The sequence below is a fragment of the Pseudomonas helleri genome, from assembly GCF_001043025.1.
Classification (GTDB): domain Bacteria; phylum Pseudomonadota; class Gammaproteobacteria; order Pseudomonadales; family Pseudomonadaceae; genus Aquipseudomonas; species Aquipseudomonas helleri.
Genome location: NZ_JYLD01000003.1, coordinates 406,550 through 431,989, shown reverse-complemented (window position 1 = coordinate 431,989; position 25,440 = coordinate 406,550). Strand labels below are relative to the sequence as shown.

The window sequence follows — 25,440 nt, the reverse complement described above, 5'->3', positions numbered from 1 at the left end:
GCGAGCTTGCCTCGCGATCTTTTAAACGATCAAAAGATCGCGAGGCAAGCTCGCTCCTACAGAGATCAGGCCGATTTATAGAATCGGCTCATCACCTTTCTTGTTTTTCCAGCTGTCATTGCCCGGCAAAAGCAGGTTGAGTGCGATCGCTACGATAGCGCACAACGCGATGCCTTTAAGGCCGAAGTCTTCAGGGCCCATCCCTGTGCCGATCAGCACGCCGCCAATCCCGAAGACCAGGGTTACCGACACAATCACCAGATTGCGCGCTTCGCTCAGGTCGACCTGATGGCGAATCAGGGTGTTCATCCCGACCGCAGCAATCGAACCGAACAACAGGCACAAAATCCCGCCCATCACCGGTATCGGAATGCTTTGCAGCAATGCGCCGAACTTGCCGATAAAGGCCAGGCTGATGGCGAAGATCGCCGCCCAGGTCATGATTTTCGGGTTGTAGTTCTTGGTCAGCATCACCGCGCCCGTTACTTCGGCGTAGGTGGTGTTCGGTGGACCACCCAGCAAACCTGCGGCAGTGGTCGCAAGACCGTCACCGAACAGGGTGCGGTGCAAGCCCGGCTTTTTCAGGTAGTCGCGACCGGTCACGCTGCCCACGGCAATCACGCCGCCAATGTGTTCAATGGCCGGGGCCAGGGCCACGGGGACGATAAACAGAATCGCCTGCCAGTTGAACTCGGGGGCCGTGAAATGCGGCAGGGCAAACCAGGGCGCAGCGGCGATTTTGGCCGTGTCGACCACGCCAAAGTAAAACGCCATCGCAAAACCCACCAGCACACCGGCAATGATCGGCACCAGGCGGAAGATGCCTTTGCCGAACACGGCCACGATCAAGGTGGTCAGCAGCGCTGGCATCGAGATCATCATGGCTGTTTGGTAATGGATCAGCTCAGTGCCGTCTTCAGCACGGCCCATGGCCATGTGTGCAGCAATGGGCGCCATCGCCAGACCGATCGAAATAATCACCGGGCCAATCACCACCGGTGGCAGCAGGCGATCAATAAAACCGGTGCCTTTAAGCTTTACCGCGAAACCGAGAAAGGTGTACACGAAACCGGCTGCCATCACGCCGCCCATGGTCGCGGCCAGACCGAATTGGTCCTTGGCGAGAATGATCGGGGTAATGAAAGCGAAACTCGAAGCCAGAAAGACCGGTACCTGACGGCGGGTCACAATCTGGAACAGCAGAGTTCCGAGACCCGCCGTGAACAGCGCTACGTTAGGGTCGAGGCCAGTAATCAATGGCATCAATACCAAGGCGCCGAAAGCCACGAACAACATCTGCGCGCCAGAGATGATCTGGCGCCAGAGTGGGTCGTTGAACTCGTCCTGCATGTGATTAATCCTTTTGCTTGGTGCCGAAGATCTTGTCGCCAGCATCGCCCAAGCCCGGAATGATGTAGCCGTGTTCGTCCAGACGGTGATCGATGGACGCGGTGTAGATGGTCACGTCCGGGTGAGCCTTTTCAACGGCGGCAATCCCTTCTGGGGCAGCGACCAGCACCATGGCGCGGATCTCTTTGCAGCCGGCTTTTTTCAGCAGGTCGATGGTGGCAACCATGGACGAACCCGTGGCCAGCATCGGGTCGATGATCATCGCCAGACGCTCGTCGATTTCTGGAACCAGTTTTTCCAGATAGGTGTGGGCTTGCAGGGTTTCTTCGTTACGGGCAACGCCGACAGCGCTGACTTTGGCACCCGGAATCAGGGTCAGTACGCCTTCCAGCATGCCGATACCGGCGCGCAGGATAGGCACGACGGTAATTTTCTTACCGGCAATTTTTTCAACTTGGACAGGGCCGCTCCAGCCTTCAATCTCGTAGGTTTCGAGGGTCAGGTCGCTGGTGGCTTCGTACGTCAGCAAGGCGCCGACTTCTTGGGCGAGCTCACGGAAGTTCTTCGTGCTAATGTCTGCACGGCGCATCAGGCCGAGCTTGTGACGGATCAGCGGATGGCGGATCTCACGGATGGGCATAAGTAAAGGCTCCGGTTGGGCAGGCAAAAAAAGCGGCCTAGATTAATCTAATCCGGGGTGATGTCCTACAAACATTAATGCACGTTAGTCCATAAATGCTTGATCTGAGCCATGCGTGTGCGTACCTTTGCCCGCTTTTCTGGCAAACCACCCCCCTGGAGAGCGTCATGTCTGCTGATCTCGAGCATATCCGTCAAGTCATGCGAGAGGCTGACTGCCTGTACACCGAAGCCGAGGTTGAGGCAGCGATTGCCCGCGTTGGCGCGCAGATCACAGCTGAAATGGCTGAATTCAATCCAGTGGTTTTTTGTGTGATGAACGGCGGCCTGATATTCGCCGGCAAGCTGCTCACCCACCTCAAATTCCCGCTTGAATCGTCTTACCTGCACGCGACCCGCTACCGCAACCAAACCAGCGGCGGCGACCTGTTCTGGAAAGCAAAGCCAGAAGTGTCCTTTATGGACCGTCACGTGCTGATCATCGATGACATCCTCGATGAGGGCCACACCCTGAGCGCGATCGTTGATTTCTGCAAACACGCGGGCGCCCATAAGGTGCATACCGCGGTGTTGATCGACAAAGACCACGACCGCAAGGCCAGCCCGGGCCTGAAAGCCGACTACGCCGGCCTGCCGTGCATTGACCGTTATATTTTCGGTTATGGCATGGATTACAAAGGCTACTGGCGCAACGCTGCCGGGATTTACGCCGTTAAAGGTCTGTAAGCCCGAGTGATGAAGCTTCCTTGCGGGGAAGCTTCAGCCAGTTTCTGGCACATGCATTAGTTTTTTAACGACCTCACACGAGCGTGTTTGCATGCTGGCTATCTTTTTTCTGACCCTCTCGATCACCGCTCCGGTGTTTGCCATGCTCTTTATGGGCATTGTGCTCAAGCGGGTGGGCTGGATTAACGACAACTTTATCCACACGGCGTCGGCACTGGTGTTTAACGTCACCATGCCGGCGTTGTTGTTTTTGGGGATTGTCCACGCCGACCTCAGAACCGCCATGCAGCCCAAGGTGCTGGGCTATTTCACCCTGGCGACACTGGTGTGTTTTGGCCTGGCCTGGGGTTGGGCGATCTGGCGTTGCCCGCGTGAAGATCGCGGCATCTATACCCAAGGCGCATTTCGCGGCAATAACGCGGTGATCGGCCTGGCCCTGGCGGCCAGCATGTATGGCGACTACGGCATCTCGCTGGGGGCGGTGCTCGCCGGGTTGGTGATCCTGTTGTACAACACCCTGTCGACGATTGTGCTGGCGGTGTACAGCCCGGTGATCAAGTCCGACCCGTGGAGCGTCTGCAAAAGTGTGGTGAAAAACCCGCTGATTATCAGCGTGCTGGCGGCGATCCCGTTTGCAGTGTTCAAGATCACTCTGCCAGGCTGGTTGCAGGCCTCCGGTGAATACCTGGCGTCCATGACTTTGCCGCTGGCGCTGATTTGTATTGGCGGCACCTTGTCGCTGGCGTCCTTGCGCAAAAGCGGCAATCTGGCGTTGAGTGCCAGCCTGGTCAAAATGATCAGCCTGCCGCTGGTGGCCACACTGGGGGCGTGGCTTCTGGGCTTTCGCGGGCCGGAGCTGGGGACGTTGTTCCTGTACTTCGCCAGCCCGACGGCAGCCGCCAGCTACGTCATGGCGCGCGCAGCCAACGGCAACCACGAACTGGCCGCGTCGATTATCGTGATCACCACCTTGATGGCGGCCATCACGACCAATATCGGGATCTTTGTATTGCAGTGGGGCGGCTGGATTTAGCCTTTATAGGCGTCGATCACTTCCTGAGCTGCCCGAAACGCATCAATGGCCGCCGGTACGCCGGCGTATACCGCGCAGTGCAGCAGCGCTTCGCGGATCTCGTCGACGGTGCAGCCGTTATTCAGCGCGCCGCGTACGTGGCCTTTGAGTTCTTGCGGGCACTTGAGCGCGGTGAGGGTGGCGAGGGTGATCAGGCTGCGGGTTTTTAGCGACAGACCCTCGCGATTCCACACGCCGCCCCAGGCGTGTTCGTTGACGAAGTCTTGCAGTGGTTGGGTGAAGTCGGTGGCATTGCCCAGTGCACGGTCGACAAACTCATCGCCCATTACCTGGCGGCGCATTTCAAGTCCGGTCTTTTTGTTGTCCATCGCAAAACTCCTCAGTGTTGTCGTCGCCAGGCGCGCAGGGTACTGAACAGCAGAAACACCAGCAGCGCCGGCAAGATGTAAAACAGCATCAGGTGTTCGAGCCTGCCCGCCAGCGGCATGCCGGTGGTGAACGACACCACGTGCAGTGCATACGCCAGGTACAGCCCCAAAAACAGCAAGCCTTCGGCGCGGGTCACGCGGTAGCCGGTATAGAACACCGGCAGGCACAACACGGCGACGCCGAGCATCACCGGCAGGTCAAAAGCCAGGGCGTTGGGTGATACCGACAGCGGTTCGGGGCTGATCAGCGCGGTGAGGCCGAGCACGCCAAGCAGGTTGAGGACGTTGCTGCCAATCACATTGCCGACGGCAATTTCGCGTTGCCCGCGAAAGGCTGCAATCAGTGAGGTGGCCAGCTCCGGCAGCGAAGTGCTGACGGCAATGATGGTCAGGCCGATGATGCGCTCGGACAGCCCCAGTTCGGTGGCCACGCCGACGGCGGCGTCCAGTAACAAATGCCCGGCAGCGCCCAGCAAGACCAAGGCCATAAGCATCATCAGAACGTTGACCGGCCACGACGTTGGCGGTCGGTCGTGGCTGACATGATGGTGCCCGCTGTGGCGTGACTGGCGGAGCAGCAAGCCGAGGTAGATCACCAGACCGACCAGCAGAATGGCGCCATCAAGGCGATCCAGTTGTTTGCTCAGGGCCAGGCCAAATACCAGCGCGCTGGCGATGATCATCAAGGGGATATCGAGCCGCACCAGTTGGCGTGACACGCGCAGGGGGATAATCAGTGCCGACAGGCCGAGGGTGACGAGGACGTTGAAGATGTTGCTGCCAATGACGCTGCCGACGGCAATGTCCGGTGTGTCGTTTAGTGCGGCTTGCAGGCTGACGGTCATTTGCGGGGCGCTGCTGCCGAAGGCGACCACGGTCAAGCCGATCAGCAGGGGGCGAACCTTCAGGTTGGCGGCCATGCGCACCGCGCAGTGCACCAGCAGTTCGGCGCCAGCAATCAGCATGGCGAGACCGCAGAGCAGTTGCAGCAGGTTCCACGGTGATAACGCGCTTAACCCCAAAATGGTGATTCACTCCATTGATTAGTCACTTAAACCCTGAACCCGCACCTTGGCCGTGCCGCTGCTCAGCATACCCAACTGCTGGGCGGCCTGGCGCGAAAGATCAATCAGACGGCCGCGAGTATGCGGGCCCCGGTCATTGATGCGTACCACCACCGTTTTGTTGTTGCTGAGGTTGGTAACCACGACCCGTGAGCCGAAGGCCAGGCTGCGATGGGCAGCGGTGAGGGCGTTTTGGTCGAAGGGTTCGCCGCTGGCAGTCCGTTTACCGTGGTGCCGAGCGCCGTAATAAGAGGCAACGCCGGTTTCGTCATAGCCGCGTGGGTCTATGTCGTGGCTGGCGCAGCCGGTGAGCAAGCCGAGCAGGGCGCAGGCGCCGAGTAGCCGCTTCATGGGGGAGTCCTTTGTGTGCCCACTCATGCCTGCAGGAGCGAGCTTGTCTCGCGATCTTTTGATCTTTAAAAGATCGCGAGCAAGCTCGCTCCTGCAGTGAGTGTGCGATTTAGCCTTCGAGCTTGCTCTTGAGCAGTTCGTTGACTTGTTGCGGGTTGGCTTTGCCTTTGGAGGCTTTCATGGCCTGCCCGACGAAGAAGCCAAACATTTTGCCGCGTTTGGCTTCGTCAGCCGCACGGTACTGTTCAACTTGCTCGGCGTTGGCCGCCAACACTTCATCCAGCACCTTTTCAATGGCGCCGCTGTCGGTGACTTGCTTGAGGCCTTGTTTGTCGATGACTTCGTCAGCAGTGCCTTCGCCGTTGGCCATCGCTTCAAACACCACTTTGGCGATTTTGCCGGAGATGGTGTTGTCCTTGATGCGCAGCAGCATACCGCCCAGCAACTCGGCGCTGACCGGCGACTGGTCGATGTCCAGGCCTTGCTTGTTGAGCAGGCTGCCCAACTCAACCATCACCCAGTTGGCCGCCAGCTTGGCGTCGCCGCTGATGCTCACGACTTTTTCGAAGTAGTCTGCCTGTTCGCGGCTTGAGGCCAGAACGCTGGCATCGTAGGCCGACAGACCGAACTGCGACTGGAAGCGCTCGCGCTTTTGCGGTGGCAGTTCCGGCAGGGTGGCGCGCACGTCTTCGATGAACGAGTCTTCGATCACCACCGGCAGCAGGTCCGGGTCCGGGAAGTAACGGTAGTCGTTGGCTTCCTCTTTGCTGCGCATGGCGCGGGTTTCGTCTTTGTTCGGGTCATACAGGCGCGTTTGCTGGATGACTTTGCCGCCGTCTTCGATCAGTTCGATCTGGCGCTGGACTTCGCTGTTGATCGCCTTCTCGATGAAGCGGAACGAGTTGACGTTCTTGATCTCGCAGCGGGTGCCGAACTCGGCCTGGCCGACCGGGCGTACGGATACGTTGCAGTCGCAACGCAGCGAACCTTCAGCCATGTTGCCGTCGCAGATGCCCAGGTAGCGCACCAGTGCGTGCATGGCCTTGACGTAGGCAACGGCCTCTTTGGCGCTGCGCATGTCCGGCTCGGAAACGATTTCCAGCAGCGGGGTGCCTGCACGGTTGAGGTCAATGCCGGTCGAGCCGCTGAAGTCTTCGTGCAGGCTTTTGCCCGCGTCTTCTTCCAGGTGCGCACGGGTGATGCCGACGCGCTTGACGGTGCCGTCTTCCAGGGTGATGTCCAAATGGCCTTTGCCGACAATCGGCAGTTCCATCTGGCTGATCTGGTAGCCCTTTGGCAGGTCCGGGTAGAAGTAGTTTTTACGTGCGAACACGTTGTGCTGGCCGATTTCGGCGTCAACCGCGATGCCGAACATGACGGCCATGCGCACGGCTTCCTGGTTCAGCACCGGCAAAACGCCCGGCATGCCCAGATCAACCAGGCTGGCCTGGGTGTTCGGCTCAGCGCCGAACGTGGTGGCGCTGCCGGAGAAAATCTTCGATTGGGTGGCGAGCTGGGAGTGAATTTCCAGCCCGATCACAACTTCCCATTGCATATGTTTCTCCTCAGAAGCCGGCAGGTGAGCGCGTGTGCCAGTCAGTGTTCAACTGATACTGGTGAGCGACATTGAGCAAGCGGCCTTCCTGGAAGTACGGCGCAAGCAACTGCACGCCGACGGGCAAGCCATCGACAAAACCGGCTGGCATCGACAGGCCCGGCAGGCCCGCGAGGTTGGCGGTAATGGTGTACACGTCTTCCAGATAGGCAGACACCGGGTCGCTGTTTTTAGCGCCGATTTTCCAGGCCGGGTTAGGCGTGGTTGGGCCGAGGATGACGTCGACTTCGTTGAAGGCTGCGACAAAGTCGTTTTTGATCAGGCGACGGATTTTTTGCGCTTGCAGGTAGTAAGCGTCGTAGTAACCGGCCGACAGGGCGTAGGCACCGACCAGAATCCGGCGCTGGACTTCCGGGCCGAAGCCTTCGGCGCGCGAGCGCTTGTACAGGTCGGTCAGGTCTTTGGGGTCTTCACAGCGGTGGCCGAAACGCACGCCGTCAAAACGCGACAGGTTGGAAGACGCCTCAGCGGGCGCGATCACGTAGTACGCAGGAATCGCGTGCTGCATGTTGGGCAGGCTGATGGTCTTGATCACTGCGCCGAGCTTTTCGAGCTCTTTGATGCTGTTGTGCACCAGCTCGGCAATGCGCGGGTCGAGGCCTTCGCTGAAGAACTCGGCAGGCACGCCAATACGCAGGCCTTTGAGCGAGGTATTGAGGTCGGCGCTGAAGTCCGGCACCGGTTCGTCGATGCTGGTGGAGTCTTTAGGATCGAAGCCAGCCATGCCTTGTAACAAAATCGCGCAGTCTTCTGCGGTGCGCGCCAAGGGGCCGCCCTGATCAAGGCTGGAGGCGTAAGCGATCATGCCCCAGCGCGATACCCGACCGTATGTCGGTTTGAGACCGGTGAGGTTGGTCAGCGCAGCGGGCTGGCGGATCGAACCGCCGGTGTCGGTGCCGGTCGCTGCCGGCAACAGACGAGCGGCAACGGCGGCTGCCGAACCACCCGATGAACCGCCAGGTACGTGCTCAAGGTTCCACGGGTTTTTGACTGCGCCGTAGTAGCTCGATTCGTTGGCCGAGCCCATCGCGAACTCGTCCATGTTGGTTTTACCCAGGCTGACCGCGCCAGCCTCGGCGAGCTTGGCAACCACGGTGGCGTCGTAGGGTGCCTTGAAGTTGTCGAGCATCTTCGAGGCACAGCTGGTGCGTACGCCCAGGGTGCAGAACAGGTCTTTGTGCGCGATCGGCGCGCCCAGCAGGGCACCGCTTTCACCGTTGGCGCGACGTGCGTCAGCAGCCTTGGCCTGCTCGATGGCGAGGTCTTCGGTGAGGGTGATGAAGCTGTTGAGCTGCGGATCGAGCTGGGCGATACGCGCCAGCAAGGTCTTGGTCAGCTCTTCAGAAGAAAACTTTTTATCGGCGAGTCCGCGGGCGATCTCGGCCAGAGTCAATTGATGCATGCAGGCTCTTTCCCTTTACTCGATGACTTTCGGAACCAGATAGAGGCCGTTTTCGACCGCTGGTGCGATGGACTGGTAAGCCTCGCGATGATTGCTTTCAGTCACGACGTCAGCGCGCAGGCGCTGGCTGGCTTCCAGTGGGTGGGCCAGCGGCTCGATACCGGTGGTGTCGACAGCCTGCATCTGATCAATCAGCCCCAGAATGCTATTAAGGGCTTCGGTGGTGCGTGGGAGATCGGCATCATTGAGACCCAGACGGGCCAAATGTGCGATTTTTTCCACGTCGGAGCGTTCAAGCGCCATGGGATTCTCCAGTGGAAAACAGGACGGATGGTGTCCGTGTGTTAGATTGTCGGAACACTACCGCATTTCTACGGTCATATGGCCGCGATTGTGGGGGTTGGTGCACGGAAAAGCGGTCAATTTAACATATTGGCGCCTTGCCCAAAATCCCTGTCGTTGTTAGAGTTTGCCGCACTTTTTTACCCACGCGTTGCCTAGGGTCCCTTTCCCATGTTCAAGAAACTGCGTGGCATGTTTTCCAGCGATCTTTCCATCGACCTGGGCACTGCCAACACCCTTATTTACGTGCGTGAGCGCGGTATTGTCCTGAATGAGCCATCGGTTGTGGCTATTCGGACACACGGTAACCAGAAAAGTGTCGTTGCCGTCGGCACCGAGGCCAAGCGCATGCTCGGCCGTACACCTGGCAACATTGCTGCCATTCGTCCGATGAAGGATGGCGTGATTGCCGACTTCAGCGTCTGCGAGAAGATGCTGCAGTACTTCATCAACAAAGTGCATGAAAACAGCTTTTTGCAGCCAAGCCCTCGGGTTTTGATTTGCGTACCGTGCAAATCGACTCAGGTAGAGCGTCGCGCCATTCGTGAATCGGCACTGGGTGCCGGTGCCCGTGAAGTATTCCTGATCGAAGAACCGATGGCCGCGGCCATCGGTGCTGGCTTGCCGGTTGAGGAAGCACGCGGTTCGATGGTTGTCGATATCGGTGGTGGTACCACTGAAATCGCGCTGATCTCCCTGAACGGTGTGGTTTACGCTGAATCCGTACGGGTTGGCGGCGACCGCTTCGACGAAGCGATCATCACTTATGTGCGTCGTAACTACGGCAGCCTGATCGGCGAGTCGACGGCGGAGCGCATCAAGCAGGAAATCGGCACAGCCTACCCGGGCGGTGAAGTGCGTGAAGTCGACGTACGCGGCCGTAACCTGGCAGAAGGCGTTCCACGTGCATTCACCCTGAACTCCAATGAAGTTCTTGAGGCTCTGCAAGAGTCGCTGGCAACCATCGTTCAGGCCGTGAAAAGCGCACTGGAACAGTCTCCGCCAGAGCTGGCTTCGGACATCGCCGAGCGTGGCCTGGTACTGACTGGTGGTGGCGCCTTGCTGCGTGACCTCGACAAGCTGCTGGCCCAGGAAACAGGCCTGCCGGTGATCGTTGCCGAAGACCCGCTGACCTGTGTTGCCCGTGGTGGTGGCCGTGCGCTGGAAATGATGGATAAACACACAATGGACCTGCTCTCCAGCGAATAAGATCGCCGGTGCAGGCCAATGGTTATCACCAAAAGGTAGCACTTTGCAGTGCTGCCTTTTGGCGTTTATCTTTTGCCAATCTTCATCCAGGCCGCTTTAACGCCGTATGAATACATTGAACACTTGCCCGGGAGGGGCGGCTTATTAAACCGCTCTTTTCTAAAGGCCCCTCATTGGGCGTGCGCTTATTGGTGCTGGTCGTGCTATCGGTCGCGCTGATGGTGGTAGATGCCCGTTTCACCTTGCTCAAGCCGGTGCGCAGCCAGATGTCGCTGGTGCTGATGCAAACCTACTGGGTGACCGATTTGCCGCAACGCCTGGTTCAGGGGGTTGCCAGCCAATTTGGCAGTCGCACCGAACTGGTGGCTGAAAACGAGAAGCTCAAAACTGAAAACCTTCTGTTGCAAGGCCGCATGCAAAAGCTGGCAGCCTTGACCGAGCAGAACGTTCGCCTGCGCGAGTTGTTGAACTCCTCGGCGCTGGTGAACGAAAAGGTTGAAGTGGCCGAGTTGATCGGCATGGACCCGAACCCGTTCACCCATCGCATCATCATCAACAAGGGTGAGCGCGACGGCGTAGTACTGGGGCAGCCGGTGCTCGATGCTCGCGGGTTGATGGGGCAGGTGGTCGAGTTGATGCCGAACACCTCGCGTGTCTTGTTGCTCACCGACACCACCCACAGCATTCCGGTACAGGTGAATCGCAACGGCCTGCGCGCCATTGCCAGCGGCACGGGCAACCCAGAGCGGCTTGAACTGCGTCACGTGGCCGACACGGCAGATATCAAAGTGGGCGATCTGCTGGTCAGCTCGGGCCTGGGGCAGCGCTTCCCGGCCGGTTACCCGGTGGCCACGGTCAAAGAAGTCATTCACGACTCGGGCCAGCCATTTGCCATTGTGCGGGCTGTGCCGACTGCCGCCTTGAACCGAAGCCGCTATTTGCTGCTGGTGTTCAGCGACAGCCGAACCCCTGAAGAACGCGCCAATGACGCCGCTCAAGCCCAAGAGGCCGAGCAGCGGGGTGAAGCACCGCCGGTGGTGCCGGCGACTGTGCCCAAGCCTGCGCCAACGGCCGCCGCACCTGCTGCACCTGCCGCCGCGCCAGCGGTGACGCCAGCCCCGGCTGCAACTGATCCCAAGACCGTGAAAAAACCTGTACCCGCCGCAGCCAAGCCGCCAGCCGCTGCGCCGGCCACTACTCGGGAGAGGGAATAATGGCGGGCACTCATTCGCGAAACGGCTGGATTGTCTGGCTGACGTTTGCCATCGGCCTGTTGCTCAGCGTTTCGCCGTTGCCGCAGTTCATGGAAATCCTGCGCCCGTTGTGGTTGGCCCTGTTGCTGGCATTCTGGGCCCTGGCCTTGCCGCACAAGGTGGGCATGGTCACCGCCTGGTGCCTGGGCTTGATGGAAGACGTGCTGTACGGCACCTTGCTGGGCCAGAATGCATTGATTCTGACCCTCATCACCTTTTTGGTATTGTCGCTGGCGCAACGGTTGCGTACGTTCCCGATGTGGCAGCAAAGCCTGGTGATCCTAGTCATATTTGGCCTGGCTCAACTGGCTCAACTATGGCTGAGTGCCTTGACCGGCAATCGCCAGCCCACGCTGGCGTTGGTATTGCCAGCGCTGGTCAGTGCGCTGTTGTGGCCATGGGTGAGCTACGGGCTGCGCGGTTTGCGCCGACGTTTCAAAATCAATTGACTGGATCGCGAGCCATTTCCTGGTTTGTGTACGTAGACAGGGAGATGTCTTGATGACTCCGCTTTTTCTGGCCTCTGGCTCACCGCGCCGCCGCGAGTTACTGACTCAAATCGGCGTGCCGTTCCAGGTGGTCAGCGCCTCCATAGACGAAACTCCCCTCCCTGACGAATGCCCTGCGGCCTATGTCGAGCGCCTGGCGCGAGCAAAGGCCCGTGCGGGGCGCGAGCACCTGCTCGGGGCCTCGGTAAGCGCTCCATTCTGTGTATTGGGCGCCGACACCGCCGTTGTACTGGATGATCAGATTCTCGGCAAACCGGTCGACGAGGCCGATGCCTTGTCTATGCTCATGGCGTTGTCTGGCCGGGAGCATGAAGTCTTGACGGCCATTGCCATTCTGGCGGCCGAGCGTTGCGAAACCCGTGTGGTGCGCAGCCGGGTCAGTTTCAGAACCATCAGCCAGCAAGAAGCCGCCCAATATTGGGCCAGCGGAGAGCCTCAGGACAAAGCCGGTGGTTACGCCATTCAAGGGTTGGCCGCGGTCTTTGTAGCGGGCCTTAATGGCAGTTATTCCGGTGTTGTGGGTTTGCCCGTGTGCGAAACCGCAGAACTGCTTGGGCAATTCGGCATACCCTGTTGGCAAACCTTATCGAGCGCTGAATAACGCGCCTTACATGACTTGGCACTAATGCTATGACGCCTGAACGAGACCCAGCCATGAGTGAAGAGATTCTGATCAACATCACGCCGATGGAATCGCGCGTGGCCGTGGTAGAGAACGGTGTTCTGCAAGAGGTGCATGTCGAGCGTACCCAGCGCCGTGGCATTGTTGGCAACATTTACAAGGGCAAGGTGGTGCGGGTATTGCCCGGCATGCAGGCCGCCTTTGTCGACATCGGGCTGGACCGTGCCGCCTTTATTCACGCGTCTGAAATTTCCCTGCGTGAAGGTCAGGCCGTTGAGAGCATCAGCGCGCTGGTGCACGAAGGTCAAAGCCTGGTGGTGCAGGTCACCAAAGACCCGATTGCGTCAAAAGGCGCACGCCTGACCACGCAGTTGTCGATTCCTTCGCGCTACCTGGTGTACATGCCGCGCACCGCCCATGTCGGCATTTCGCTGAAGATCGAAGACGAAGCCGAACGTGAGCGCCTCAAGCAGGTGGTCAGTGATTGCGTGGCGCAAGAAGGCATCAAGGAAGCGGGCGGCTTTATTCTGCGCACGGCCGCTGAAGGCGCCGGGGCGGATGAGATCCTGATGGACATTCGCTACTTGCGTCGCCTGTGGGACCAGATCGGTCTGCAGATCAAAACGGCGGGCGCACCGAGCGTTATCTATGAAGACTTGGGCCTGGCGTTGCGCACCCTGCGTGATCTGGTCAGCCCGAAGATCGAGAAAATTCGCATCGATTCGCGAGAAACTTTCCAGAAAACTACCCAGTTTGTGGCTGAACTGATGCCGGAAATCGCCGACCGCCTTGAGCATTACCCCGGCGAGCGGCCGATTTTTGACCTGTATGGCGTAGAAGATGAAATCCAGAAGGCGCTGGACCGCAAGGTGCCGCTCAAGTCGGGCGGTTATCTGGTAGTCGACCCGGCTGAAGCCATGACCACCATCGACGTCAACACCGGCGCGTTCGTGGGCCATCGCAACCTTGAAGAAACCATCTTCAAGACCAACCTCGAAGCGGCAACGGCCATCGCCCGGCAACTGCGCCTGCGTAACCTGGGCGGCATCATCATCATTGACTTCATCGACATGGAAGATGAAGAGCACCAGCGCCAGGTGCTGCGCACCCTCGAAAAACAGCTGGAACGTGATCACGCCAAGACCAACATCATCGGTATCACCGAGTTGGGGCTGGTACAGATGACCCGCAAGCGCACCCGCGAAAGCCTTGAGCAAGTGCTCTGCGAACCCTGCGTGTGCTGCCAGGGGCGCGGCAAGCTGAAAACCCCTGAAACCATTTGCTACGAAATCTTCCGCGAAATTCTCCGTGAAGCCCGCGCGTACCAAGCCGTTGGCTATCGTGTATTAGCCAACCAGCGTGTTGTTGACCGTTTGCTGGACGAAGAGTCGGGTAACGTCGCCGAGCTGGAAGGATTTATCGGGCGTACCATCCGTTTTCAAGTAGAAACTCAGTACTCCCAGGAACAATACGACGTGGTACTGCTCTGAAGTATCTGAACGCGTATTCGCATGACAGGGGGCTGGGCGCAGCCCCCTCGACCATCACTGAAGGGGCCACCTGACATGGAGCGTCTGACACGCTTTTTTGCCGCGCTGACCCGCTGGGGATTAGGTCTATGTGCGTTGGTTCTGGTGCTCACGGCGCTCTACGTCAGCTTGGGTCGTGAGCTGACGCCACTGATTGCCGAATACCGCGCAGAAATCCAGACCAAGGCACGTGATGCTTTGGGCATGCCGTTGACCATTGGCAGCCTTGAAGGCAGCTGGAAGGGCATGGCGCCGGTACTGCTGGCGCACGACGTGATGGTCGGCGAGGGCAGCAATGCCCTGCGGCTGGACAACGTGAAGGTGGTGCCCGATGTCTGGGCCAGCCTGCTCAATCGCGATGTGCGGCTTGCCAGCGTGCAACTGGGCGGCCTGCAACTGAGTGCTCGTCAGGACAAGGACGGCCATTGGGCGCTGGAAGGGCTGCCTGTGCAAGATGATCAGCCGCTGGACCCCGAGCAACTGCTGAATCAATTGCAGCGGGTGGCGCGGGTGTCGGTCCTCGACAGCCAGGTGACCCTCGAACCCTTCAATCATGCGCCGATGACCCTGACTTATGTCGGGCTGACGCTGGACGTGGGGGCTTCTGACCAGCGTCTGGATGCGCGTTTGACCCTGCCCGACGGCCAGCCGCTGGCGCTGAGCCTCAAGACCCAGATCCAGGCCAGCCGCTGGCGCGACGGTGCCGCTCAGGCCTATTTGAGCTTGCCGCAGAGTGACTGGGCCAAATGGCTGCCGGCCAGCCTGATCCAGCCGTGGAAAGTCTCTGAATTAAAAGCCGGTGGCGAGTTCTGGTTCAACTGGGGCCATGGCACCGTGCAAAGCGCGGTGGCACGCCTCAATGCGCCCAAACTGAGCGGTGCCTATGCCGATCGCAAAGCCGAAACCCTCGACAACCTGGCGCTGCATGCCTGGGTCGAGCGTGGCAAGCAGGGGTTCACGGTTACCCTCGATTCACTGGCAATGAACATCGCTGACAAGCGCTGGGAAACCCGCCTGCAGTTGCAACAGTTCGCCGCCACTGAGGGCGAGCAGGAACGTTGGCATTTACAGGCCGATCATCTGGACCTCACTCCGATCACCCCGTTAATGGATTCGCTGGCGCCGGTGCCAGAAGCCGTCGCCAAGGTGATTGACCAACTGAGCGTTACCGGCACCTTGCGCAACGTCCTGGCCGACTACCGGCCGAATGCGACCGACGATCAAAAAATCAGCTTCGCCGCCAACTTGCAGCAAGTTGGTTTCAATGCCACCCACGGGGCACCGGCGGCGCGTAACGTCAGCGGGCTGATCAGTGGTGACCTGGGCAAGGGCGAGTTGCGCCTCGACAGCAAAGATTTTGTCCTGCACCTGGACCCGATTTTCGACAAGCCCTGGCAGTACCTGCAAGCCAATGCCTTGCTCAAGTGGACGCTGGATAAAAACAGCTTCACCTTGATCGCGCCCTACATCAAGGTGCTGGGCGAAGAGGGCAAAATTGCCGCTGACTTCCTGATCCGCATCCACATGGATCACTCTCAGGAAGACTACATGGACCTGCGCGTCGGGCTGACCGATGGCGATGGTCGATTCACCCCCAAATACCTGCCGGCCGTTTTGAGCCCGGCGCTGTCCGAGTGGTTGAGCACGGCGATTCTAAAAGGCTCGGTCGAAGAGGGCTTTTTCCAGTACCAAGGCTCACTGGACCACGATGCCGTGGACGCGGCGCGTAACATCAGCCTGTTCTTCAAGGTTCATGGCGCTGAGCTGGCGTTCCAGCCCGGCTGGCCACATGTACGTGATGTTTCCGGTGACGTGTTTATCGAAGACAGCGGTGTGCGGATCATGGCCAGCAAAGGCCTGTTGCTCGACACCAAAGTGCGCAACGTTGCGGTCAATATCCCTCACGTCCACGCTGGCAAAGTCTCTCACTTGTTTTTGGACGGTGACTTCGACGGCGGTTTGGGCGATGGCCTGAAAATCTTGCAAGAAGCGCCGATTGGCACTGAATCGACCTTTGCCGGCTGGCAAGGCGAGGGCTCGCTCAAGGGCCGCGTTGATCTCGACATCCCGCTGGAGCATGGCGAAGAGCCGAAAGTCGTAGTGGATTTCAACACCGACAAGGCCCGCCTGAAAATCAGTGACCCGGAACTTGAACTGACCCAACTCAAGGGCGACTTCCGCTTCGACAGCGCCAAGGGCCTGAGCGGCAAAGCCATCAGCGGTCGCGCATTCGACCAACCGATCAAGGCGCAAATCTTTGCCGAGGGCAAGTCGGGCAAGCTGAGTACCCGCGTGGTGGCAAGCGGTCAGGTCGGGGTTAAAAAACTGACCGACTGGCTCAAGTTCAATCAGCCGATCCCGGTGTCCGGGATGCTGCCTTATCAGTTGCAATTGACCCTGGACGATGCCGACAGCCAGTTGCGGGTCAGTTCGTCACTCAAAGGGGCGACTATCGATTTGCCAGCACCGTTTGGCCTGGCCGCCAATGAAAGCCGCGACGCGGTGTTTCGCATGACCTTGCAAGGGGCTGAGCGGCGTTACTGGTTTGACTACGGTGACTTGGCCAACCTGACCTTTGCCGCCCCCAATGGCAAGTTTGAAGACGGTCGGGGTGAGTTGTTCCTGGGGTATGGCGACCCGGTGTTGCCCGTGACCAAGGGCTTGCGCATTCGCGGTGTGCTGTCAGAACTCGACGTTGCCCCGTGGCAGGCGCTGGCCGAGCGCTATGCGGGCAAAGACCCGGGCGGCAGTGCCAAACAACTGCTCAACAGCGCCGACTTTAAAGTGAACAAGCTCATCGCCTTCGGCACCCAGCTTGATCAAGTGCGGCTGCAAATGAAGCGCAGCGGGGCGGCCTGGGACCTGAACATCAACAGCAAGCAGGCGACGGGCGCTGTCACGCTGCCGGACGCGAAGAACGCGCCGATCAAAGTGACGATGCAAACCATCCGCCTCCCGGCGCCAGACCCTAAAGCGGTGAGCGATGCCAATGCGCCGGACCCGCTGGTGTCGGTCGACCCGCGCAAAATCCCGGCACTCGACATCATCATTCGCCAGCTCTATCAGGGCGCTGATTTGCTCGGCGCCTGGTCGCTCAATATCAGGCCGACCACACGCGGGATTAACCTCAATAACCTGAGTCTGGGCCTCAAGGGCTTGCTGCTCGAAGGCTCGGGCGGCTGGGAAGGCGTGGCCGGGGCGAGCAACAGCTGGTACCGGGGCCGGATTGGCGGTGGCAACCTGGCTAACGTGCTGCAGGGCTGGGGCTTTGCCCCAAGCGTGACCAGTGAGGACTTCAAAGTCGATATCGATGGCCGCTGGCCGGGCTCGCCTGCCTGGATTGGCCTGAACCGGTTCTCTGGCACCCTCGATGCCACCTTGAATAAAGGCCGCTTTGTTGAGGTCGACGGCAGCACACAGGTGGTGCGCATTTTTGGCCTGCTGAACTTCAACGCTATCGGCCGGCGTCTGCGCCTGGATTTCTCGGACTTGTTCAGCAAAGGGCTGAGCTACGACCGTGTCAAAGGCTTCCTGACCGCCAACAACGGCGTATACCGCACCACCTCGCCGATCCTCATGACCGGCCCGTCGACTAACCTTGAACTCAGTGGCACTTTGAACATGGTCTCTGATCAGGTGAATGCGAAACTGCTAGTGACCCTGCCTGTGACCAACAACCTGCCGCTTGCGGCCTTGTTGGTCGGCGGTCCGGCAGCGGGGGGGGCGATGTTCCTGCTCAATAAGCTGATCGGTGATCAAGTGTCGCGTTTCGCCAGCGTGCAATACAGCATTCAAGGCCCATGGAACGACCCGAAAATTACCTTCGACAAGCCATTTGAGAAAAACTAGGAGTAGCATGACAACGGCAGTGCCGGTGGAGGTTCTGTCTACACAGTCCATCAAGGGGGCGTGATGTCGTTTGCAGTGATTCAAATGGTTAGCCAGAGCGATGTGCTGGCCAACCTGGCTCAGGCCCGGCGCTTGCTTGAAGACGCGGCGCAACGCGGTGCACAGCTCGCGGTGCTGCCGGAAAACTTCGCTGCCATGGGCCGTCGCGATATCGCTGATGTGGGGCGCGCCGAGGCATTGGGCGAAGGTCCAATCCTGCCATGGTTGAAACAGACCGCACGCGACCTCAAGTTATGGATAGTGGCGGGCACTTTGCCGCTGCCGCCAGCGGGTCAGCCAGACGCCAAGGTCAATGCCTGTTCATTGTTGATCAACGCCGACGGTGAGCAAGCGGCGCGTTACGACAAGCTGCATTTGTTTGATGTGGATGTGTCTGACAGCCGGGGTCGTTACCGCGAGTCGGATGACTACGCGCCCGGTGAACGTGTGGTGGTGGCCGATACGCCGGTGGGCAAATTGGGCCTGACCGTGTGCTACGACCTGCGTTTCCCGGAGCTGTACAGTGAATTGCGGGCTGCCGGAGCGGAGTTGATCACCGCGCCTTCGGCCTTTACCGCGGTGACTGGTGCTGCACATTGGGACATTCTGATTCGGGCACGGGCCATCGAAACCCAATGTTATGTACTGGCCGCCGCCCAGGGCGGTGTTCATCCGGGCCCGCGTGAAACCTACGGGCATGCGGCGATCATCGACCCGTGGGGCCGGGTGTTGGCGGAACAGGCGCAAGGCGAGGGCGTATTGCTGGCCGCGCGCGATGCTGACGAACAAGCCGCCATCAGGGCGCGCATGCCGGTGGTGAACCACCGGCGGTTTTTTTCGCAGGGCGCACAGCGACCTGCACTGCAGGACTAATTTTCAGGCCCGTGGGTTCAGTGCATCCATGATGCTGAAACAGGGGCCAAGACGGAGTGAATATGAGCGAGTTGTTGACCTCAGTCAGCGAACACCTGTTGGCACCGGGCGGTGTCACCCTCGACAGCCTGCAAGGCGTATTGGGTGACTTGGCCGGGCCGGGCATTGATGCAGCAGATTTGTATTTTCAGGGGCAGATTTCCGAGTCCTGGGCCCTGGAAGACGGCATCGTCAAAGAAGGCAGCTTCAATCTCGATCAGGGCGTCGGAGTGCGTGCCCAGTCAGGTGAGAAAACCGGCTTTGCCTACAGCAATGCCATCACCCTGGAAGCGCTGGGGCTGGCGGCGCGGGCTGCCCGTTCCATCTCCCGTGCCGGGCAAAACGGCACCGTGCAAGCCTTTACAACCCAGGACGTGGCGCAACTGTACGCCCCGGATAACCCCCTGGAAGTCATCACCCGCGCCGAAAAAGTCGAGTTGCTCAAGCGCGTCGATGCGGCCACCCGTGCTCTGGACCCGCGTATTCAGCAAGTGACCGTGAGCATGGCCGGGGTGTGGGAGCGTATTCTGGTGGCCTCCACCGACGGCGGCCTGGCAGCCGATGTGCGCCCGCTGGTGCGTTTCAATGTCAGTGTGATCGTCGAGCAAAATGGCCGTCGCGAGCGCGGTGGCCATGGTGGCGGTGGCCGTACCGATTACCGCTACTTCCTGACCGACGACCGCGCCATGGGCTACGCCCGTGAGGCGTTGCGCCAGGCGCTGGTCAACCTCGAAGCCGTACCGGCACCTGCGGGCACCATGCCGGTGGTCTTGGGCTCTGGCTGGTCGGGCGTACTGCTGCACGAAGCGGTAGGGCACGGCCTTGAAGGCGATTTCAACCGCAAAGGCAGCTCGGCCTACAGCGGCCGCATGGGCGAAATGGTTGCTTCCAAACTGTGCACCATCGTCGATGACGGCACCCTGGCCGGTCGTCGTGGCTCGTTGAGCGTCGATGACGAAGGCACCCCGACCGAGTGCACAACGCTGATTGAAAATGGCGTGCTCAAGGGCTACATGCAAGACAAGCTCAATGCGCGCCTGATGGGCGTCGCACGCACCGGTAACGGCCGTCGCGAATCCTATGCGCACTTGCCCATGCCGCGCATGACCAACACCTATATGTTGGGTGGCGAAAGTGATCCGGCCGAAATTATCGCGTCGGTGAAAAAGGGCATTTACTGCGCCAATCTGGGCGGTGGTCAGGTCGACATCACCAGCGGCAAGTTTGTGTTTTCCACCAGCGAGGCGTACCTGATCGAAGACGGCAAAATCACTCGTCCAGTCAAAGGAGCGACCCTGATTGGCAACGGGCCGGAAGCGATGAGCAAGGTGTCGATGGTCGGTAACGACCTGTCATTGGACAGCGGCGTCGGAACCTGTGGCAAGGATGGGCAGTCGGTACCGGTCGGTGTCGGGCAGCCAACCCTGAAAATTGATGCGATTACCGTAGGCGGTACGGGCGGTTGATGGGGAGCAGGTGGGTTGCAGGGCAACCCACCCACGTACGAGATTTAACGCAGACCGCGTTGCGTCTCGTCCAACCCACGAATGTACTTGAACAATTTGCGGCTTGAGGCCGGTGCCTTGTTATGAGCCAGTTCGTGTTTGGCCTGACGGATGACCGAGCGCATTTGCTGGCGGTCAGCCTCAGGGAACTCGACAACAAATTTTTCCAGTACAGCGTCGTCGCCTTCGAGCAGGCGATCACGCCAGCGCTCGAGGTTGTGGAAACGCTCGTTGTATTGGCGAGAAGAGGCATCGACTTGATCGATCAAAGCAAGAATTTCGTCGATCGGTTGATCGCGCATCAGCTTGCCGATGAACATCAGATGGCGCTTGCGCGCAATATGAGCCGTGTGTTTTGGAGCATCTGCCAGAGCCTTACGCATAGCGTCAGTCAAAGGCATTTTGTTCAGCAAATCAGGCTTGAGCGTTGTAAGGCGCTCGCCCAGATCAACCAGAGCGTGCAGCTCTTTTTTGACCTGTGTTTTGCTTTTTTCGCCGTCGAAGGCGTCGTCGTAAGAATCAACCATGGTGGCAGTCCGCAAAGAAACGCCGCCATGATAACCAGTCGGAGGCCGCTTGTCCGGCCTGGTCGCTCGGCGGCCCTACCGAAAACAGAATTTGAGTGGAGAAAACCATGAGTGCAGTACAAAGCGTCGGCCCGCAGGCCTTGCCGGCACTGCAACAGCAGGTCGAGCAAATCATCGCCGAAGCCAAGCGCCAGGGCGCCAGCGCCTGCGAAGTCGCGGTGTCGCTGGAGCAGGGCCTGTCGACCTCTGTACGCCAGCGCGAAGTCGAAACCGTTGAGTTCAATCGCGATCAGGGTTTTGGCATCACGCTCTATGTGGGACAGCGTAAAGGCTCGGCCAGCACCTCGGCCAGCGGCCCGGATGCTATCCGCGAAACCGTCGCGGCCGCTTTGGCAATTGCCAAGCACACCTCCGAAGACGAAAGCTCGGGCCTGGCCGACGCCAGCCTGATGGCCCGCGACCTGAAAGATTTTGATGTGTTCCACACTTGGGACATCACCCCGGAACAAGCCATCGAAAAGGCCTTGGCCTGCGAAGCTGCGGCTTTTGACGCTGACAGCCGCATCAAAAACGCCGACGGCACCACCCTCAGCACTCATCAGGGCTGCCGGGTGTATGGCAACAGCAATGGCTTTATCGGTGGTTCAGCGTCTACCCGGCACAGCTTGAGCTGCGTGATGATCGCCGAAGGCGACGGGCAAATGCAGCGTGACTACTGGTATGACGTGAACTGCCAGGGCGAGTTGCTGATGGACGCCGTCAGCATCGGCCAGCGCGCCGCAGAACGCGCCGCTCGCCGCCTGGGTTCGCGCCCGGTGCCGACCTGCGAAGTCCCGGTATTGTTCTCGGCTGAACTGGCCGGTGGCTTGTTCGGCAGCTTTTTGGGCGCGATTTCGGGGGGCAACCTGTACCGTAAATCGTCGTTCTTGCTGGATGCGTTGGGGCAGCAGATTTTCCCTGAATGGCTGACCTTGGACGAGCGTCCGCATCTGGTCCGTGCCATGGGCAGTTCCTCCTTCGATAACGACGGCCTGGCGACTTACGCCAAACCGTTTATCAAGGATGGCGAGTTGGTGTCCTACATCCTCAGCACCTATTCCGGCCGCAAACTGGGCCTGCCCAGCACCGCCAACGCGGGTGGCGTGCACAACCTGTTCGTGACCCACGGTGACGAAGACCAGGCGGCCCTGATCCGCCGCATGGGCCGGGGGTTGCTGGTGACTGAACTGATGGGCAGCGGCCTGAACATGGTCACGGGCGACTACTCCCGTGGCGCAGCGGGTTTCTGGGTTGAGAACGGTGAAATCCAGTTCCCGGTTCAAGAAGTGACCATCGCGGGCAACATGCGCGACATGTTCAAACAGATCGTTGCCGTGGGTAACGACTTGGAACTGCGCAGCAACATCCGCACCGGCTCGGTGCTGATCGAACGAATGACCGTCGCGGGCAGCTAAACCTTCCCGGTTGCAATCAAGGCGTATCACCTTCACGGGTGATACGCCTTTTTTTTAACCCAACCTCTGTAGGAGCGAGCTTGCCTCGCGATCTTTTGATCTTGAAAGATCGAGAGGCAAGCTCGCTCCTACAGGTGTGTGCCTAACGCAGGCTTGTTTTGATAATCAATATCGCTTAATAATGAATCTCATTATCGAGCGAGCCTAGGTCATGAGTTCAGCTTTGCATGAAGGCCCTTATCTGGAAAGCTGGCGCTGGATGAGCCGCCAGATCCGTTGCGGCCTGGCGCCCGACGAGCCGCGCCTGATTGAGCACTATCTGGCCGAAGGCCGATACCTGGCCGGTTGCACGGCGACTTCTCCCTGGATGATTTCTGCTACCGCGTTCCGGCTCTTGCTGGACACCGCCGCTGATACGGCCCTGCCGTGGCACTGGCGCAACCTGTGCCTGGACCATGCATGGCGCCCGCTGCGCGACATGGAAACTCAAGCCCTGTGTAACTGCCGCCTCAAGCGCTGGCAAAGCTTTGCCTGGCAATTGGCGACCTGCGAACTCGAACCTTCAATTTCTTTAACAGAACTGCTGCAAGGATTTCCTGATGAGTAATACGCGTATCGAACGGGACAGCATGGGTGAATTGCACGTGCCTGAGGCCGCGCTGTATGGCGCGCAAACACAGCGTGCGGTAGACAACTTCCCGATCAGCCATCAGCGCATGCCCGCGCAATTCATTCGTGCACTGATTCTGGCCAAGGCCGCTGCCGCCAAGGCCAACGTTGAACTCAAGCAAATCAGCGAAGCGCAGGGCAATGCCATTGTCGAAGCCACGCAGATCCTGCTGTCCGGCGATTTTATGGAGCACTTCCCGGTGGATATTTTCCAGACCGGTTCGGGCACCAGTTCCAACATGAACGCCAACGAAGTCATCGCCACACTGGCAACCCGCGTGCTGGGCGAAGTGGTCAACCCCAACGATCACGTCAACTGCGGGCAAAGCAGCAACGACATTATCCCGACAACCATTCACGTCAGCGCCGCTCTGGGCTTGCACGAAGAACTGCTGCCAGCCCTCAAGCATCTGGTTCAGGTGATTGAGCACAAGGCCGAGCAGGTTCACGTCTACGTTAAAACCGGGCGTACCCACCTGATGGACGCCATGCCAGTGCGCATGAGCCAGGTGCTCAATGGCTGGGCACAGCAGCTCAAGGCCAATATCGAGCACCTGCACACTCTGCAACCGGCCTTGCAGTCGCTGGCCCAGGGCGGCACGGCGGTGGGCACGGGGATCAACGCGCACCCGCAATTCGCTGCGCTGTTCAGCCAACAACTCAGTGCGCTGACCCACGTGCAATTCACGCCGGGTAAAGACCTGTTTGCCTTGATTGGTTCGCAGGACACCGCAGTGTCTGTTTCGGGCCAGCTTAAAGCGACCGCTGTATCGCTGATGAAAATCGCCAACGACCTGCGCTGGATGAACTCGGGCCCGCTGGCAGGCTTGGGTGAAATTGAACTGCAAGGCTTGCAGCCGGGCTCGTCGATCATGCCGGGCAAGGTCAATCCGGTGATCCCGGAAGCCACCGCCATGGTTGCCGCCCAGGTGATCGGCAATGACACGGTGATCACCATTGCCGGGCAGTCAGGCAACTTTGAGCTCAACGTGATGCTGCCGGTGATTGCACACAACCTGTTGAGCAGCATCGAGCTCTTGGCCAACTCCAGCCGCTTGCTGGCCGACAAAGCCATTGCCACCTTCAAGGTTAACGAAGCCAAGCTCAAGGAAGCGCTGTCGCGCAACCCGATCCTGGTCACGGCGTTGAACCCGATCATCGGCTATCAAAAGGCGGCCGAAATTGCCAAGACCGCCTACCAGCAGGGGCGCCCGGTGATTGATGTGGCCCTTGAGTACACCGATCTGCCGCGCAGCCAGCTTGAAGTCTTGCTCAACCCCGAGAAATTGACCGCCGGCGGCGTTTAACCCCACGCCCCACACACTGCTTTGGAGGTTCACATGGAGCACTGGAAACGCACGATCGAAAGAGCCAACCGCTGTTTCGCTGAGGGCGAGCTGGTCGATGCTCGAGAACATTACTTGCAGGCGCTGGCACTGGCACAAGTGCTGTTTGAGCGCTGGAGTGATGCCGACGAAGCAGTGGCGGCCTGTGTCATTTCCCACCACAACCTGGCGGATCTGCATTTGCGCCTTAACCAGCCGGAGGAGAGCGTTGAGTACCTGTGCGCGATTCACCAGCGGTTACTGCAAACCATGCAGAACCCCCGCCTGGCGCCTGCGCTGCGTGAAGCAGCGCTGCGTCAGAGCAGCAAAACCTACGTTGAGCTTTTGAACTTTATCAGCGATCACGGCGAATACCCGCGTTCCGAGCTGTTGCTCAAAAGCCCTGTGGCTCAGTCAAGTCACGAATTCTCAACCGTCAGCGGCCATCACTCAGGAGCACATTGATATGACTTACACCTTGCCTGCCTTGCCTTACGCCTACGACGCGCTTGAGCCGCATATCGATGCGCAAACCATGGAAATTCACTACACCAAGCACCATCAGACCTACATCAACAACCTCAATGCCGCGGTCGATGGCACGGAGTGGGCAAAATGGCCAGTTGAAAAACTGGTCGCCAGCGTCCAGGAACTGCCAGAAAAACTGCGTGCAGCGGTGATCAACCAGGGCGGCGGGCATGCCAACCACTCACTGTTCTGGGAAGTCATGAGCCCAACCGGCGGCGGCACCCCAAAAGGCGCATTGGCCAAGGCCATTGATGAACAGCTGGGTGGGCTGGAGACGTTCAAGGAAAACTTCACCAAAGCGGCCTTGACCCGTTTCGGCAGCGGCTGGGCCTGGCTCAGCGTGAACCCCGAGAAAAAACTGATCATCGAAAGCAGCGGTAACCAGGACAGCCCACTGATGAACGGCAACACCCCGATTCTGGGGCTGGACGTTTGGGAGCACGCTTACTACCTGCGTTATCAGAACCGCCGTCCGGAATACATTAATGCGTTTTACAACGTGATTAATTGGCCCGAAGTCGAGCGGCGCTATGCAGCTGCGATTGCCTAAGCCGACCAAG

General features: G+C 59.4%; 24 protein-coding genes. 15 read left to right on the top strand and 9 right to left on the bottom strand.

Annotation, left to right across the window (positions count from 1 at the left end; translation table 11 throughout):
- Positions 1–75 precede the first annotated feature (75 nt).
- Positions 76–1,350, bottom strand: a complete 1,275-nt coding sequence (locus tag TU84_RS07420) for a uracil-xanthine permease family protein (protein ID WP_048368394.1) — start codon at positions 1,348–1,350, stop codon at positions 76–78.
- A 4-nt stretch (positions 1,351–1,354) separates the two neighbouring features.
- Complete coding sequence (gene upp / locus TU84_RS07415) at positions 1,355–1,990, bottom strand: uracil phosphoribosyltransferase (protein ID WP_048368393.1); 636 nt, start codon at positions 1,988–1,990, stop codon at positions 1,355–1,357.
- Between the two features lie 167 nt (positions 1,991–2,157).
- Between upp and TU84_RS07410 the strand changes: the two genes are divergently transcribed.
- Positions 2,158–2,715 (top strand): hypoxanthine-guanine phosphoribosyltransferase, encoded by a 558-nt coding sequence (locus tag TU84_RS07410; protein ID WP_048368392.1) that lies wholly within the window; start codon positions 2,158–2,160, stop codon positions 2,713–2,715.
- A 91-nt stretch (positions 2,716–2,806) separates the two neighbouring features.
- Positions 2,807–3,748, top strand: a complete 942-nt coding sequence (locus TU84_RS07405) for an AEC family transporter (protein WP_048368391.1) — start codon at positions 2,807–2,809, stop codon at positions 3,746–3,748.
- On the opposite strand, the gene TU84_RS07400 is transcribed toward TU84_RS07405, so the two are convergent.
- From TU84_RS07400 to gatC, 6 genes are all read right to left on the bottom strand, one after another.
- Complete coding sequence (locus TU84_RS07400; protein ID WP_048368390.1) at positions 3,745–4,116, bottom strand: carboxymuconolactone decarboxylase family protein; 372 nt, start codon at positions 4,114–4,116, stop codon at positions 3,745–3,747. The genes TU84_RS07405 and TU84_RS07400 overlap by 4 nt on opposite strands.
- A gap of 11 nt (positions 4,117–4,127) precedes the next feature.
- Positions 4,128–5,168 carry a calcium/sodium antiporter gene (locus tag TU84_RS07395; RefSeq protein WP_048368475.1) on the bottom strand — a complete coding sequence of 347 codons (1,041 nt, stop codon included), beginning with the start codon at positions 5,166–5,168 and terminating at the stop codon, positions 4,128–4,130.
- A 51-nt stretch (positions 5,169–5,219) separates the two neighbouring features.
- On the bottom strand, positions 5,220–5,591 hold the full coding sequence (locus TU84_RS07390) for a septal ring lytic transglycosylase RlpA family protein (RefSeq protein ID WP_048368389.1): 372 nt from the start codon (positions 5,589–5,591) through the stop codon (positions 5,220–5,222).
- A 109-nt stretch (positions 5,592–5,700) separates the two neighbouring features.
- A complete protein-coding gene (gatB, locus tag TU84_RS07385) occupies positions 5,701–7,146 on the bottom strand; it encodes an Asp-tRNA(Asn)/Glu-tRNA(Gln) amidotransferase subunit GatB (protein WP_048368388.1) in 1,446 nt (481 codons plus the stop codon).
- 10 nt (positions 7,147–7,156) lie between these two features.
- Complete coding sequence (gene gatA / locus TU84_RS07380; protein ID WP_048368387.1) at positions 7,157–8,608, bottom strand: Asp-tRNA(Asn)/Glu-tRNA(Gln) amidotransferase subunit GatA; 1,452 nt, start codon at positions 8,606–8,608, stop codon at positions 7,157–7,159.
- Between the two features lie 15 nt (positions 8,609–8,623).
- Positions 8,624–8,911: an Asp-tRNA(Asn)/Glu-tRNA(Gln) amidotransferase subunit GatC gene (gene gatC, locus TU84_RS07375; protein ID WP_048368386.1), complete on the bottom strand. Its 288-nt coding sequence runs from the start codon at positions 8,909–8,911 to the stop codon at positions 8,624–8,626.
- A 210-nt stretch (positions 8,912–9,121) separates the two neighbouring features.
- Here gatC and mreB point away from each other — a divergent pair, with 210 nt between their 5' ends.
- The 8 genes from mreB to tldD all read left to right on the top strand — a co-directional run bounded on the left by mreB (position 9,122) and on the right by tldD (position 20,338).
- Positions 9,122–10,159, top strand: coding sequence for a rod shape-determining protein MreB (gene mreB, locus TU84_RS07370; RefSeq protein ID WP_002555108.1), 1,038 nt, complete (start codon positions 9,122–9,124; stop codon positions 10,157–10,159).
- A gap of 143 nt (positions 10,160–10,302) precedes the next feature.
- Positions 10,303–11,373, top strand: a complete 1,071-nt coding sequence (gene mreC, locus TU84_RS07365) for a rod shape-determining protein MreC (protein ID WP_082148638.1) — start codon at positions 10,303–10,305, stop codon at positions 11,371–11,373.
- Positions 11,373–11,861: a rod shape-determining protein MreD gene (gene mreD / locus TU84_RS07360; RefSeq protein ID WP_048368384.1), complete on the top strand. Its 489-nt coding sequence runs from the start codon at positions 11,373–11,375 to the stop codon at positions 11,859–11,861. The genes mreC and mreD overlap by 1 nt, the downstream gene beginning before the upstream one ends.
- A gap of 52 nt (positions 11,862–11,913) precedes the next feature.
- A complete protein-coding gene (locus TU84_RS07355) occupies positions 11,914–12,522 on the top strand; it encodes a Maf family protein (RefSeq protein WP_048368383.1) in 609 nt (202 codons plus the stop codon).
- A 53-nt stretch (positions 12,523–12,575) separates the two neighbouring features.
- Positions 12,576–14,033: a ribonuclease G gene (gene rng / locus TU84_RS07350; protein ID WP_048368382.1), complete on the top strand. Its 1,458-nt coding sequence runs from the start codon at positions 12,576–12,578 to the stop codon at positions 14,031–14,033.
- A 75-nt stretch (positions 14,034–14,108) separates the two neighbouring features.
- Positions 14,109–17,921 carry a YhdP family protein gene (locus TU84_RS07345; RefSeq protein WP_048368381.1) on the top strand — a complete coding sequence of 1,271 codons (3,813 nt, stop codon included), beginning with the start codon at positions 14,109–14,111 and terminating at the stop codon, positions 17,919–17,921.
- A 63-nt stretch (positions 17,922–17,984) separates the two neighbouring features.
- Positions 17,985–18,833, top strand: a complete 849-nt coding sequence (locus tag TU84_RS07340; protein ID WP_048368380.1) for a carbon-nitrogen hydrolase family protein — start codon at positions 17,985–17,987, stop codon at positions 18,831–18,833.
- A 62-nt stretch (positions 18,834–18,895) separates the two neighbouring features.
- Entirely contained in the window at positions 18,896–20,338 is a 1,443-nt protein-coding gene (gene tldD / locus TU84_RS07335; protein ID WP_048368379.1) for a metalloprotease TldD, read from the top strand.
- Between the two features lie 44 nt (positions 20,339–20,382).
- Here tldD and yjgA read toward each other — a convergent pair whose 3' ends face one another.
- Entirely contained in the window at positions 20,383–20,904 is a 522-nt protein-coding gene (gene yjgA / locus TU84_RS07330) for a ribosome biogenesis factor YjgA (protein WP_048368378.1), read from the bottom strand.
- Positions 20,905–21,011: 107 nt separating this feature from the next.
- Here yjgA and pmbA point away from each other — a divergent pair, with 107 nt between their 5' ends.
- From pmbA to TU84_RS07305, 5 genes are all read left to right on the top strand, one after another.
- Positions 21,012–22,358: a metalloprotease PmbA gene (gene pmbA, locus TU84_RS07325; RefSeq protein ID WP_048368377.1), complete on the top strand. Its 1,347-nt coding sequence runs from the start codon at positions 21,012–21,014 to the stop codon at positions 22,356–22,358.
- Between the two features lie 211 nt (positions 22,359–22,569).
- Positions 22,570–22,965 carry a hypothetical protein gene (locus TU84_RS07320; protein WP_048368376.1) on the top strand — a complete coding sequence of 132 codons (396 nt, stop codon included), beginning with the start codon at positions 22,570–22,572 and terminating at the stop codon, positions 22,963–22,965.
- Positions 22,958–24,334 carry a class II fumarate hydratase gene (locus TU84_RS07315; RefSeq protein ID WP_048368375.1) on the top strand — a complete coding sequence of 459 codons (1,377 nt, stop codon included), beginning with the start codon at positions 22,958–22,960 and terminating at the stop codon, positions 24,332–24,334. Before TU84_RS07320 ends, TU84_RS07315 begins: the two co-directional genes overlap by 8 nt.
- 33 nt (positions 24,335–24,367) lie before the next feature.
- On the top strand, positions 24,368–24,817 hold the full coding sequence (locus TU84_RS07310; RefSeq protein WP_048368374.1) for a hypothetical protein: 450 nt from the start codon (positions 24,368–24,370) through the stop codon (positions 24,815–24,817).
- Position 24,818: 1 nt separating this feature from the next.
- Positions 24,819–25,430, top strand: coding sequence for a superoxide dismutase (locus TU84_RS07305; protein WP_048368372.1), 612 nt, complete (start codon positions 24,819–24,821; stop codon positions 25,428–25,430).
- Positions 25,431–25,440: the final 10 nt, after the last annotated feature.